Below are 13,287 nucleotides of genomic sequence, written 5' to 3'. Positions count from 1 at the left end.
GTCCCTCAACTTGGGACGGTCCTGCAATTCGGCAGACGATCGTCTGATGAAGCGCTCAGTCCTCCCGTTCGGGCCGTCCGGCTCAGCGCGCGAAGGCCGCCAACCGGTCCTGCAGCGCGCGCTCCAGGTAGGGCTCGAGCGACGACGCCCACGTCGCCGTGATGTGCGTGCTGTCCCGGTAGACCAGGACGCCCCCGACGACCGCGGGGCACGTGGTGTCGGTGCAGTAGTAGCGGCTCAGGTCGATCGACGCTGCCTTGCCCCCGGCCGCCCGGAACGCGGCGACGGCCTCGACCGACGAGTCCGTCGTGCCGAGAGCTTCGGCGCGCGAACGGTCGCAGGCGTCCGTCGTCGGTCCGGACATCGTGCTCAGGCAGGCGACGACGTCGGGGCGGGGCACCGGGTTGTCGCGGACGGCGATGACGGGCAGCTCGTCACCGGCCGCCTGCTCCCACGCGTCGACCAGGCCGTTGCGGGTGGCCTTGTCGCGGGCCGTTCCGGGCGGCAGGCTGACCGGCATCTGCGTGGTGGAGTGGGTGACGACCAGGGCGTCGGCGTCGCGGTGCTCGCGGACGTAGTCGATGGCGGCGTGCTTCCACGAGTTGCAGCCCCGCATCGACGAGGGGCTCAGCGAGTCCTGCTGCGCGGTGGTGAGGTAACACCCGCCGGCGCCGGCCAGGTCGATCCGCCAGCCGTTGTCGTCGGCGATCTTCTCGTACGCACCGAGCAGTGCGTTGCTGTGCGAGTCGCCGATGACGATGAGGTGCTTCGACCAGCCGGTGGTCTTGCCGAGGACGCAGGGCCGGAACGTGCCGCTCCAGCACTCGGCGCGGTTGTCGTCGTCGTCCTTGGCCACGGCCGGAGCGGGCACACGGACGTCGGCGAGCTCGGGGTCGACGCAGGGGTCCGCGAACCCGATGCGCGCGGCGGCACCGAAGCAGGACTCGTCGTCGTCCTCCTGCTCCGCGGTGACCTGCTTCGTGACCGTGGTCGCGTTGACCTCCTGCACGTAGACGGCGGTCAGGGTGGCTGCCCCGAGCGTCACGACGGTGAAGCTGCAGATGACGGCGAGCGAGACGACGCCGCGGGGATGCAGGTCCCGCAGCCACGTCGAGAACCGCACCGGTTCCTCGAACCAGATGGTCGTCGCGGTGGCCAGACCGATAGCGACGAGCAGCACCGCCGAGCTCGTCGCCCAGTCGAGCGGACGGCCGAGCATGATCGGCAGGATGACGACGAGGGGCCAGTGCCAGAGGTAGAGCGCGTACGAGATCCGACCGAAGAAGGCGACGGGCCGCAGCGCACCGACGTCCTCGAACTCGGTCCCCGCACCGAACAGCAGCACCAGTGCCGCACCGGCGACCGGCAGCAGCGCCGCGATCCCGGGGAACGCCGTCTCCGGGGTGATCACGACGAGGGACAGTGCGAGGGCCACGACGCCGATGCCGGTGGCGACCAGGCGGACCCGTCGGGCGACCTCGGTGCGGACCTCGGGCAGGTGCACGGTGGCGACGAGACCGCCGAGTGCGAACTCCCACGCGCGGGTGCCGGTGGAGAAGTAGGCGACGCCGGGGTCGGTGGACGTCTGCACGATGCTCCACACGAGGGACAGCACGACGACGCTGCCGAGCAGCAGCCGCGCGGTCGCCAGCGGCGTGAACCGACGGCGTGCGAGTGCCCCGACGCCGAGCAGCAGGAGCGGCAGGAGGATGTAGAACTGCTCCTCGACCGACAGCGACCAGAAGTGCTGGAACGGTGAGGGGGCGTCGGCCGAAGCCAGGTAGTCGACGGCGTTCGCCGCGAGCTCCCAGTTCTGCAGGTACACCGTCGAGGCGATCAGCTCACGCCCGTACTGCCCCCACAGCGCGCTCGGCACGGCGACGAGCACCGCGATGCCCGTGACGACGATGGTGAGGAACGCGGCCGGCAGCAGGCGTTTGGCCCGGCGCGACCAGAACCGTCCGAGCCGGATCGTGCCCGTCGCGAGCTGTTCCCGCAGCAGCAGCCCGGTGATCAGGAAGCCGGAGATCACGAAGAAGACGTCGACGCCGACGAACCCACCGTGCAGGGCGCCCGGCCACAGGTGGTAGACGACGACCGCGAGGACGGCGAACGCGCGGAGGCCCTGGATGTCCCACCGCGTGGTGTCGCGCGCTCGGTGCGCGGGGCCCCGCTCGCCCGGCGTTGCTGTACTCACTGCGTCGATCCTAGGAGACGTGAACGGCTCCGCCGGGCGTTCTCGACGCGGACGCTACGATCCTTCTCCAGAGGGGGGCCGATGGACCTGCGCTGGTTGACCGCGTCCGACGACGAGTTCGCGGCGGAGACGGCACGACGACCGCGGATGCGCCGCCCGCGACAGGCCCCGTGGTGGTGGAACGTGCTGCTCCTGGCGATCGAGGTCCCGCTCGCGTGGCTCGCGTCCGCGCTCGTGGTCTGGGGCACCGGGCTCGTCCACAACGGTGCGGGTGTCGGCGACGTCGTCCACTGGGTGGCCTGGTTCGTGGTGCTCGTCGCCGGTGTGGTCGGGCTCGTCGTGCTACTGGTCCGGGGCGAACGACCTCGGACCCTGCGTCCGGACGAGGTTCGGGCGGTGCTGACGGGGGAGGCCAGTGGGTACCCGGCGCGTCCGGTCCGTCCGAAGCCGCTCGACTCGATGATCACCCCGCGCTACTCCGGTATCCGCGTCCACCCCCGGTTCGGCACCGCCCCCGTGCACGTCGACGGCGTCCCGGACGTCGAGTTCGGCTGCGTCCTGCGGCGCTGGATGGTCTCGCGGGACTGGACGTACCTGACCGTCCGGCTGCCCGGAGCGTTGCCGCACCTGCTCCTCGACGCCACGGCGAACGACGGTCGTCGCAGCGACCTGCCGGTGGTGCTCCGCCACCGGCAGCGGATGTCGCTGGAGGGCGACTTCGACCGGCACTTCCGGGTGTGGGCGCCGGAGGACTACGGCCGGGACGCGCTGTACGTCCTCACCCCTGACGTGATGGCAGCGCTCGTCGACCACGCGGCCGGCTGGAACGTCGAGATGGTCGACGACCGGCTGGTCTTCTCGGCGCCGGGGACCGCGGACTGGTCGCGCCCTGCGCCGTGGATGCAGGTCGAGGCAGTCCTGGGCGAGGTCGTGCCGCGCATCGTGCGCGCCGCCTCCCGGTACCAGGACGACCGCTCGCTGCTCGAGGACGGGCACGCCGACGCGATCGCCGCCGCGGGGCGTCGCCTGGTGCTCCGCGACCGGCGGAAGAGCCGTCTGCGAGCGACGTGGGCGGGGGCCGTGTGGATGGGCGTCGTCTGCGTCTCCTACAGCGGACCGTTGGCCGTCGCGGTGGTCGGTTCGATGTCGGTCCTCGACCACTGACCGTCGGCGCACGCCTGCGACGTGGCCCCGGTACGGACGGGAGGCCCGTGGCGGTGTCGCCACGGGCCTCCCGTCCGTCAGGTGGTGCGTCGACTACGCGACGGTCGCGCGCGCCTCGGCCAGCGACGGGTAGTCGGTGTAGCCCTCGGCGGTCGCGCCGTAGAAGAGCTCCGGACGCGGCTCGTTGAGCTCGGCGTCGTGCTCCCAGCGGTGCGCGAGGTCCGGGTTGGCGATCGCGGCGCGGCCCACGGCGACGGCGTCGGCGTGGTCGCCGTCGACGATCGCGATGGCCTCGTCGCGGGTGGTGAGCGACGAGAAGCCCGAGTTCACGATGAACGGCGCGCCCGCGGTACGGCGGACGTGCTGCACCAGGTCGCCGGTCGGCTCGGCGTGCAGGACGTCGACGAAGGCGAGGCCGAGCGGCGCGAGGCCCTCGGCGACGGCGGTGTAGGTGGCGCGCACGTCGGCGGCGTCGTCCTCGATGACGCCCTGGATCCCGTGCTCGGGCGACAGGCGGATGCCGGTGCGGTCGGCGCCGATGGCGTCGGCGATGGCGGTGGTGACCTCGATCGCGAAGCGTGCGCGGTTCTCGGGGGAGCCGCCGTACTGGTCGGTGCGGGTGTTCGACACCGGCGACATGAACTCGTGCACCAGGTAGCCGTTGGCGCCGTGGACCTCGACCCCGTCGAGTCCGGCGGCGATCGCGTTGCGGGCGGCCTGCACGAAGCCCTGCACGGCCTCCTGCACCTCGGCGGTGGTCAGCTCGTGCGGGACGGGCATGTCGGCCTTCGAGCCGTCGGCCAGGTGCGTCTGCCCGGGGGCGGCGATGGCGGACGGGGCGACGATGCGCGGGGTCTGCGAGATGTCGGTGTGCGAGACGCGGCCACCGTGCATGAGCTGCATGACGATGGTGCCGCCGGCGGCGTGCACGGCGTCGGTCACGCGGCGCCAGCCGGCGATCTGGTCGTCGGTCTCGATGCCGGGCTGCCCGGGGTACGAGCGGCCCTCCTGCACGGGCCAGGTGCCCTCGGTGATGATCATGCCGAGGCCGGCGCGCTGCCGGTAGTGCTCGACGAGCAGGTCGTTCGGGACGCCGTGCTCGCCGGCGCGGGTGCGCGTGAGCGGGGCCATGACGACGCGGTTCGACAGGGACAGGGCGCCGATGGAGGCGGATTCGAAGAGCTTCACGTCAGGGCGAACGACGAGTTGTCCCATGCAATTCCGCCTCGGAGCACTTCTTCAGGCAGCGCGGTCAGTCGCGCGGGCACACCAGCGTCGACGAGCGCACCTGGCCCTCGGGCCGGATCACCTGGTGCTGCGAGAGGGGCTTGCCGCACAGGGGGCAGCCCCGGTCGATCGTCCGGTCGTCGATGCCCTCGGGGCGACCGGCGCCGATCTGCGAGGGGCCCATCTTGTTGATGAGCGTCGTGTTCCACCGTTCGTACCACTGGCCGAAGCGTCCCACGGTGCATCCTTTCGTTCGTGCACGAACCATTATGGCACTGATGGCCTCGGATCACACCTGATCGACGCGCTCCAGCAGCTCGGTCAGCTCGTCCTTCAGGGACTCGAGTCGGGCGAGTGGCCACCCGAGCCGGTCGGCGACGGCGAGCGGCACCGCCTGCGCTCGGTCGCGCAGGGCGTGCCCGGCGGTCGTCAGGGACACCTCGAGCTGGCGTTCGTCGGCGGCGCTGCGGGTGCGGCGGACGTAGCCGGAGGCCTCCAGTCGCTTGAGCAGCGGGCTCAGTGTCGCGGAGTCGAGTCGCAGCTCGCCGGCGATCTCCCGCACCGACCGCGGGTCCCGCTCCCACAGGGCGAGCATCACGAGGTACTGCGGGTGGGTCAGCCCATCGGCTCGAGCAGGTCGCGGTACAGCCCGATGACGCTGCGGCTCGTCGCCGCGAGTGCGAAGCAGAGCTGCCGGTCGAGCGCGAGCGGGTCCGGTGCGGTCTGGGTCATGCCCTCAGGGTACTTCGTTCGTGCACGAAGTGGTGTGGTCGCGACCCGGGGCGGTGGGCACAGCGGCCTGGAGGCCCGGTGCCGGTCTCGTGGACCGGCACCGGGCCTCCAGGGTGGTTGCGCTGGTGCGTCGACTACGCGCGGTGCGCGGGCGGGTGGCCCGAGTCGTGCGCGTTCGCGTCCGGCTCCACGGGGAGCGCGTGGGTGCCGGTGTGCGTGTCCTCGTGGCCGGCGACCGGGTGGGTGCGCTCGAGCTTCGCGCCCTCCACGTCGACGTCCGGCACGATGCGGTCGAGCCACTTCGGGAACCACCAGGCGCTCTTGCCGAGCAGGTGCATCGCCGACGGGATGAGCAGCATGCGGACGACGAAGGCGTCGATCAGCACACCGAACGCCAGCCCGAAGCCGATCGGCTTGATGGTGGACGAGTCCGAGAAGATGAAGCCCGCGAACACGGAGATCATGATGATCGCCGCCGCCGTGACCACCGCGCGACCCGCGTGCAGACCGCGCTGGACGGCCACCTTCGCGCTCGCGCCGTGGGCGTAGGCCTCACGCATGCCGGACACCAGGAACAGCTGGTAGTCCATCGCCAGACCGAACAGGATGCCGATCTCGATGATGGGCAGGAAGCTCAGGATCGGTGCCGGGTCGTGCACACCGAAGACCGAGCCGAGCCAGCCGAACTGGTAGATCGCGGTCAGGCCGCCGAACGACGCCAGCACGGACAGGATGAACCCGGCGGTGGCGGTGATCGGCACGAGGAACGACCGGAACACGATGATCAGGATGATCAGTGACAGCCCGACGACCACCACGAGGTAGAGCGGCAGCACGTTCGACAGCTTCTCGGACACGTCGATGTTCGCCGACGCGTTGCCCGCGACGCCGAGGGTGACCTTGCCGTCGTCGGTGGAGACGGTCTGCTCGCGCAGGTCCTTCACGACGTTCTCGGTGGAGACGCTGTCCGGGCCGCCGGCGGGCTTCACCTGGAACGCGACGATGTCACGGTCCTTCGAGGCGCCGATGGGCAGCACGGCCTTCACGTCGTCGTTCTTCGCGATCGCCTGGCCGATGGTGACCTCGGTCGCGGTGACGTCGCTCTTGCTGATCGACTCCGGCAGGGTCGCCACGACGAGCAGCGGGCCGTTCTGCCCGGCGCCGAACTCCTTCTCGAGCGTCTTGTAGGCCTTGTACTGGCTCGACTCGACGGCCTCGGACGAACCGCTTGGCAGGCCGAGGCGCATCTGGGTCGCGGGCAGGGCGATGGTGCCGAGCACCGCGACGCCGAGGACGAGCGTGATGACCGCGCGCCAGCTCGACATCGGCTTGTTCGGGATCCGCGTGGAGTCGGTGTTGCCGATCTTCGCGCGCTCCTTCTTCCGCAGGATCCGCATGCCGATGAGCGACAGCAGGGCCGGGGTGAAGGACGTCGCGATGAGGATCGCGAAGAGCACCGCGACCGCGCCGACCGTGCCCATCAGGCCGAGGAACGGGATGCCGGTGATGTTCAGCGCGAGCAGCGCGACGATGACCGTCGCACCGGCGAACACCACGGCGTTGCCCGAGGTGCCGTTCGCGAGCCCGATCGACTCGTGCACCTGCATGCCCTGCTTCAGCTGGGTCCGGTGCCGGTTCAGGATGAACAGCGAGTAGTCGATGCCGACCGCCAGGCCCAGCATCACCCCCAGGACCGGCGTGACCGAGATGAACTCGACGACGCTCGAGAACGACAGGGCGGTGAGCGAGGCGACGCCGACGCCGAGCACGGCGCTGACGAGCGGGACCGCGGCGCCGATGACCGTGCGGAGCATCAGGAGCAGCACGATCGCGGCGATGATGACACCGCCGATCTCACCCGGGCCGAGGATCGACGGCACACCCTGTGCGATGTCGTTCGAGACGTACACGTTGACGCCCTGGATGTCGGCCGACTCGGCGTCGTCCGCGATGGCGGTCTTCGTGTCCGCGGGGACCTCGTAGGTCGACTTCGTGAACTGCACGGTGCCGATCGCGGCGCTGCCGTTGTCCGACACGAAGCGGATGTCCTTCGACAGGTCGAGCAGGTCCGAGCCCTGTTCGAGCTCCTGCTCGTTGTCGTCGAGCTTCTGCTTGTTCGTTTCGATCGTCTTCTGGGCGTCGGCGATCTGCTGCTCACCGGCGTCGATCTGGGCCTGCTGGGCGTCGATCTGCGCCTGCGCCTGCTGGAGCTGGGCGGCCGCTGCCTGCGCCTGTGCGGCGGGGACGGCTGCGCCACCGGCTGCCTGCGCCTGGGCCTTCTGCGCGTCGAGCTGCGCCTGGGCGTCCTCGATCTTCTGCTTGCCGGACTCGAGCTGCGCCTTCTGGGCGTCGAGCTGGTCCTGGCCGGTCTCGATCTTCGCGCGACCGGACTCGATCTGGTCACGGCCGTCGACGATCTTCTGCCGCTGGTCGTCGAGCTGCTGCTGGGTGTCGAAGCCGCTCGTCGTGCCCTTGACGCCGTCGAGCTTCTCGAGGCTGGTCAGGAAGTCGTCGATCTCGGACTGCTGCGACGACGAGAACGCCTTGCCGTCCTTCGTCTCGAAGACGATCGTGCCGTTGCCGCCGTTCGCCGATGGGAACTTGTCGGCGAGCTGGTCCTGCACCTGACTGGTCTTGGTGTTCGGGATCGTGATCGACGACGAGATGGTGCCGGCGAAGAGCGTGTACGTGACGCCCGCGACGGCCATGATCACGACCCAGGTGATGATCACGAGCCAGTGGCGTCGTGCGGAGAACCGTCCGAGACGGTAGAGGAGACCGGCCATGCGGTTGCCTGCGGTCCTTTCGTGTCAGGTGCTGGTGGTGCGGGGTGCGCCGGTGGACCCCTGGGGGATGAGGAGGTGGGGCGGTGTCAGTCGTCGGCCATGTAGCCGCTGCGGACGCTGTGCACGAGTCGTGCGAGCAGGTCGTCCCAGGCGTCGAGCGCCGGCTGGTCGAGCTCGGGGCCGGACGTCGCCAGCCAGTGCTCTGCGATGACGACGATGCCGCTCATGAGCGACTCGACGAGCAGCGCGGCGTCGAGGGGGTCGGCGGCCGGGTAGCGCCGGGCGACCTCGTGCCGGAGTCGTTCGGTCACACGCGAGAACGCCGTCTGGGTCAGGACCGCGGCCTTCGGGTCGTCCTTGCCGGGGTCGCCGAGGATCCGGTACATGCTGGCGATCGCCGGAGCCAGGTCGGCACCGCGGGCGGCGGACTCGAGCTCGTCGAACATCGACGCCCGGCTGCCGTCGCCCACCGGGGTCCGGGCCATGTCGGCGAGGAACCGGTCGATGATGACGGACAGCTCCTGCTCGCACACGGCCAGCAGGACCTCGTCGAGCGAGGCGAAGTGGTTGAACACGGTGCGCCGGGCGATGTCGGCCCGGGCAGCGAGGTCGTCCACGCTGAAGTCCCGGCCGCCGCGCTCGTCGATCAGGTCGCGAGCGGCCTGCAGGATCGCCGCACGGTGCTTCGCCTTGAGGGCAGCACGGCGGTCGGTCGCGATGGTCACGAGATCGAACACTAGGTGCATCGATGCACTCGGTGCAACGAGGTTGAGGGCATCCCCAGGTTCGTCCCCCGGTGCAGAACGTCTGTGCTGCACCGCTGTTCAGTCGGAGGTGCCGGGTGCCAGACTGGCGGGACGAACCGCTGCGTCACCGCCCGCGGATCCGCCACCGTACGAAGGAGTACCGATGCCCGTCCGCCTGTCCCCGGAGACCCTCGACGAGATCGCCGCGAGCGGCGTCGCCGTGCCCACCTACGACCGCGACGGCATCACTGCCGGTATCGTCCACTTCGGCGTCGGCGGGTTCCACCGCGCGCACCAGGCGATGGTGGTCGACCGGCTCCTGCAGCGAGGCGAGGCCCGCGAGTACGGCATCTGCGGCGTCGGCGTGCTCGAGCAGGACCGTCGGATGGCGACCGCGATGGCCGAGCAGGGCGGCCTGTACACGCTCGTCCTCAAGCACCCGGACGGCACCCGTGAGTCACGCGTCGTCGGCAGCATCGTCGAGTACCTGCTCGCGGTCGACGACCCCGACGCCGTCGTCGAGAAGATGGCGGACCCGGACACCAGGATCGTCAGCCTGACCATCACCGAGGGCGGCTACAACTTCGACCACGTCACCGGCGAGTTCGTCGCCGACGAGCCCGGCGTCGCGGCCGACCTGCGCGGCGACGGCCCGCCCCGCACGGTGTTCGGCCTGGTGGTCGAGGCACTGCGCCGCCGACGGGACCGCGGCCTCGACCCGTTCACCGTGATGTCCTGCGACAACATCCAGGGCAACGGGCACGTCGCACGGTCGATGTTCACCGCCTACGCCCGGCTGCAGGACCCGGCCTTCGCGGACTGGATGGACGAGCACGTGGCGTTCCCGAACTCGATGGTCGACCGCATCACCCCGGTCACCGCCGACGAGGACCGCGCCTGGGTCCGCGACGAGCTCGGCATCGACGACGCCTGGCCCGTCGTCGCCGAACCGTTCTTCCAGTGGGTGCTCGAGGACGACCACCCCGCCGGCCGGCCGCCCTACGAGGACGCCGACGTCCAGCTCGTCGACGACGTCGAGCCGTACGAACTCATGAAGCTCCGGCTGCTCAACGCCAGTCACCAGGGGCTCTGCTACTTCGGCTACCTGTCGGGGTACCGCTACGCGCACGAGGCCACGCAGGACCCGGCGATCGCGACCTTCCTGCGCCGCTACATGGACGAAGAGGGCACGCCGACGCTGCACCCGGTGCCCGGCATCGACCTGGAGGACTACAAGTCGACCCTGATCGAGCGCTTCCAGAACCCCGAGGTGCGCGACACCCTCGCCCGGCTCTGCGCCGAGTCGAGCGACCGGATCCCGAAGTGGCTGCTCCCCGTCGTGCGCGAGAACCTGGCCGCCGGTCGACCCGTCACGCTGTCCGCCGGCATCGTCGCGTCGTGGGCCCGCTACGACGAGGGCGCCGACGAGTCCGGCGAACGCATCGAGATCGTCGACCGGCTCGCCGAGCCCCTGCAGCGCATCGCCCTCACCCAGCGCGACGACCGCCTCGCCTTCATCGCGAACCGCCAGGTCTTCGGCGACCTGGTCGACGACGAACGGTTCGTCGCCGCGTACCGCGACGCCCTGGACGGGCTCATCGCGGACGGCGCGCACGCCACCGTGGAGCGCCTGTCACGGTCCTGAGACGCGACCGACCGACGGACGGGAGGCCCGTGGCGGCGCCGCCACGGGCCTCCCGTCCGCCTGCTGCCCACGTGACGGGCGCGGGACGGCGGTTCGTGTCCGCGCGATGACGGTTCCGGTTCGCGAACCCCGAGGATCGTGAACCAGAACCGTCAGCCGCTCACCGTGCGACGTCGTCCCACGGCACCGGGGTGGTCTCGCCCGTCTCCCAGTCGCGGCGCAGCACGCCGTAGCCGACCGACCCGACGGCCGGGCCGCCGTCGACGGGCCAGGCCTCGCGGTAGTGGGCCTCCTGCACCCAGCCGGCACGGACGAAGACCCGGCGCATGGCGGTGTTGTCCTCGCGGGTCTGGCCCTCGAAGCGCGTGATCGCCGGCATCGTCGTGAACACGTGGTCGGTCACCGCGCGCAGGGCGGGGACCCCGAGGCCGCGGCCCCGGAAGCGACCGGCCAGGCGCAGGTCGAACAGGGGGACGGGGTCGGCCAGGTCCTCGAGGCGGACCAGTCCGATCCGCCCGAGGTCGTCGTGGTCGAGCCAGGAGGTGTCGTGCTCGTCGTCGCGGTAGGCGCCGGAGTCGACGGCGCTCGCCGCGTCGGCCGCGCTGATGCGCCGTCGGACGTGGAACGGGAACTCCTCGGACGTCAGGAACGCGAGCAGCTCCTGGCGGTCGGTGCCGGTGGGGTCCAGGCGGGTGAGGCGGACGGCGGGGGCTGGCATGCCGCTCAGGGTAGTTGCACGGTCGTCGGGCAGGCTCGGGGCGTGCGAGGTGTGACGGGGATGACGGCCGCTGCTCTGACGGCGTTGGTGCTGGTCGGGCTGGTGGGGTGCTCCGGTGCGCCGGGTGGTGCGACGACCGGGCCGGCGTCGTCCGCGTCCGCGTCAGCTTCGGCTTCTGCGTCGGCAGCGGCGACGGCGACCGACCCGGCGACCGACCCCGCCACCGCTCGGGCCTTCGCGGCGCTGGAACGGCGGTACGACGCACGGCTCGGGGTCGCCGCGATCGACACCGGGAGCGGTCGGACGATCGCGCACCGTGCGGGGGAGCGGTTCGCGTTCGCGTCGACGGTCAAGGTGTTCATCGCGGCGGCGGTCCTCGACGCCTCCTCCGACGCCGACCTGGCGACCGTGGTGCACTACGACCGCGGCGACCTGCTCGAGTACGCGCCCGTGACGAGCGGGCACGTCGACACCGGGATGACGGTGCGCGAGCTCGTCGACGCCGCGCTCCGCTCCAGCGACAACACCGCGGCGAACCTGCTGGTGGAGCGGCTCGGCGGGCCGGACGCCGTCGAGCGGTGGTTGCGCGGCATCGGAGACCGGACGACGCGCGTCGACCGGGCCGAGCCCGACCTGAACCAGGCGGTCCCGGGTGACCGACGGGACACGACGACGCCGGAGCGGTTCGCGGCGGACCTCCGGACCGTGCTGCTCGGAGACGCCCTCGACGCCGCCGACCGGCGGGTGCTCCGCGAGGCGATGCTCGGCAACACGACCGGGGACGCGACGATCCGTGCCGGGGTGGACCCGTCGTGGCGGGTCGCCGACAAGACCGGCACGGCGTCCTACGGGGTGCGGAACGACATCGCGGTCGTGACACCGCCGGGGCGCGGCCCCGTCGTGCTCGTGGTCATGACGAGCCGCGCTGATCCCGGGGCGGAGCCGTCGGACGCGCTCGTCGCCGCGGCCACCCGCACCGCGGTGGCCGGGCTGTCCGACTGAGTCGCCAGCGTCGCGGGACTGTCGTCGCGGGACTACCGGAGTGTGCTCGCCCAGCGCCCGATCGCGTCGTACGCCCGTTCCCGCACCTCCGGCGCGGACAGCACGACGTCGTGCAGGGCACCTTCGAGTCGGCGGACCGTGACCTCCTCGCCGAGGGAGAGCGAGCGGTGCGCCACCGTGTCGACGTTCAGGGCGACGTCGGCCCGCGCCATCCCGGGGTCCCACCGCGGCTGGAGCATGCTCTTGTCGCTCAGCATCACCAGGGTCGGGACCCCGATCCCGAGGCCCTTCTCGACCTCTGCCTGGCCGTCGAAGACCGCGGCGAGCCACCCGGGGTGCAGGGGGAAGCCGCGCTCCGGCCGCCACTGCTGCTCGTAGGTCCACGACCCCTCGCCCTCGGCCGAGACGGTGCGCGTGTAGAAGCCGGGGTCGACCGCGGGCATCGGCGCGAGGGGGTTCCGGCGGGCACCGAGCTTGATGACCGGTGCGACGATCGCCCGCCCGACCGCGGTGGCCTGGAACTCGAGCCACGGGCTGTTCAGCACGAGGCCGTGCACGAGCTCCGGGTGCCGAGCTGCCCAGAGCGACAGGGTCAGGCCGCCGGTGGAGTGGCCCATCGGGACGAGTCGGCGGCGGTCCGAGCCGGGGTGCTCGGCCGAGATCGCGTCGAGCGCCGCGGCGATGTCCTCGTCGTACACCGCCAGGTCGTCGACCATGCCCGGGGTCTGGTACGGGCGCAGGCTCCGACCGTACTTCCGCAGGTCCAGCGCGTGGAACCGGGCACCGAGCCGCTCGAGGCGTTCGGCGAGCTCCACCTGGAAGAAGTAGTCCGACCAGCCGTGCACGTAGAGCACGTCGACCCCGTGCAGGGGCCCGCGACCGTGCAGCAGCAGGTCCGTCGGGGTGTGCCGGCGGCGGACCAGGGTGGCGACGACGGGCCCTTCGGAGTCGGTGCCGAGCGGCAGTTCGAGCCGCTCGTACGGTGCTCCGAGCACGTCCTCGTGCCACCCCTGGTCCGTCATGCGCCGAGCGTATCCGGCGCTGCTGCGGGCGGTGCTGGTGCGGGAGTG

General features: G+C 71.4%; 10 protein-coding genes and 1 pseudogene. 3 read left to right on the top strand and 8 right to left on the bottom strand.

Features of this window, described 5'->3' with window-relative positions:
* Nucleotides 1–82: 82 nt before the first annotated feature.
* Entirely contained in the window at nucleotides 83–2,197 is a 2,115-nt protein-coding gene (locus DEJ02_RS09905) for an acyltransferase family protein (protein WP_146249262.1), read from the bottom strand.
* An 81-nt stretch (nucleotides 2,198–2,278) separates the two neighbouring features.
* Between DEJ02_RS09905 and DEJ02_RS09900 the strand changes: the two genes are divergently transcribed.
* Nucleotides 2,279–3,361 carry a hypothetical protein gene (locus DEJ02_RS09900; RefSeq protein ID WP_111032878.1) on the top strand — a complete coding sequence of 361 codons (1,083 nt, stop codon included), beginning with the start codon at nucleotides 2,279–2,281 and terminating at the stop codon, nucleotides 3,359–3,361.
* A 93-nt stretch (nucleotides 3,362–3,454) separates the two neighbouring features.
* Here DEJ02_RS09900 and DEJ02_RS09895 read toward each other — a convergent pair whose 3' ends face one another.
* From DEJ02_RS09895 to DEJ02_RS09875, 5 genes and pseudogenes are all read right to left on the bottom strand, one after another.
* Nucleotides 3,455–4,576 (bottom strand): alkene reductase, encoded by a 1,122-nt coding sequence (locus DEJ02_RS09895; protein WP_111032877.1) that lies wholly within the window; start codon nucleotides 4,574–4,576, stop codon nucleotides 3,455–3,457.
* 37 nt (nucleotides 4,577–4,613) lie between these two features.
* Nucleotides 4,614–4,826, bottom strand: coding sequence for a hypothetical protein (locus tag DEJ02_RS09890; RefSeq protein ID WP_027466129.1), 213 nt, complete (start codon nucleotides 4,824–4,826; stop codon nucleotides 4,614–4,616).
* 51 nt (nucleotides 4,827–4,877) lie between these two features.
* Nucleotides 4,878–5,320: pseudogene (locus DEJ02_RS09885) on the bottom strand (MarR family winged helix-turn-helix transcriptional regulator).
* Between the two features lie 134 nt (nucleotides 5,321–5,454).
* Nucleotides 5,455–8,106 carry an MMPL family transporter gene (locus DEJ02_RS09880; RefSeq protein WP_111032876.1) on the bottom strand — a complete coding sequence of 884 codons (2,652 nt, stop codon included), beginning with the start codon at nucleotides 8,104–8,106 and terminating at the stop codon, nucleotides 5,455–5,457.
* Nucleotides 8,107–8,192: 86 nt separating this feature from the next.
* The gene (locus tag DEJ02_RS09875) at nucleotides 8,193–8,831 is read right to left on the bottom strand and encodes a TetR/AcrR family transcriptional regulator (RefSeq protein ID WP_027466131.1); all 639 of its coding nucleotides are present in this window, start codon (nucleotides 8,829–8,831) and stop codon (nucleotides 8,193–8,195) included.
* 184 nt (nucleotides 8,832–9,015) lie between these two features.
* On the opposite strand from DEJ02_RS09875, the gene DEJ02_RS09870 reads away from it, so the two are divergent.
* Complete coding sequence (locus tag DEJ02_RS09870; RefSeq protein ID WP_111032874.1) at nucleotides 9,016–10,497, top strand: mannitol dehydrogenase family protein; 1,482 nt, start codon at nucleotides 9,016–9,018, stop codon at nucleotides 10,495–10,497.
* Between the two features lie 160 nt (nucleotides 10,498–10,657).
* Here DEJ02_RS09870 and DEJ02_RS09865 read toward each other — a convergent pair whose 3' ends face one another.
* Entirely contained in the window at nucleotides 10,658–11,215 is a 558-nt protein-coding gene (locus DEJ02_RS09865) for a GNAT family N-acetyltransferase (RefSeq protein WP_111032873.1), read from the bottom strand.
* A gap of 60 nt (nucleotides 11,216–11,275) precedes the next feature.
* Between DEJ02_RS09865 and bla the strand changes: the two genes are divergently transcribed.
* On the top strand, nucleotides 11,276–12,217 hold the full coding sequence (gene bla, locus DEJ02_RS09860; RefSeq protein WP_111032872.1) for a class A beta-lactamase: 942 nt from the start codon (nucleotides 11,276–11,278) through the stop codon (nucleotides 12,215–12,217).
* 32 nt (nucleotides 12,218–12,249) lie between these two features.
* On the opposite strand, the gene DEJ02_RS09855 is transcribed toward bla, so the two are convergent.
* Nucleotides 12,250–13,239: an alpha/beta hydrolase gene (locus DEJ02_RS09855; protein ID WP_111032871.1), complete on the bottom strand. Its 990-nt coding sequence runs from the start codon at nucleotides 13,237–13,239 to the stop codon at nucleotides 12,250–12,252.
* Between the last annotated feature and the right edge of the window lie 48 nt (nucleotides 13,240–13,287).

This window comes from Curtobacterium sp. MCLR17_042 (assembly GCF_003234695.1).
Taxonomy (GTDB): domain Bacteria; phylum Actinomycetota; class Actinomycetes; order Actinomycetales; family Microbacteriaceae; genus Curtobacterium; species Curtobacterium flaccumfaciens.
The sequence above is the reverse complement of the archived record's forward strand: the minus strand, read 5'-3'. Positions and strand labels throughout refer to the sequence as shown.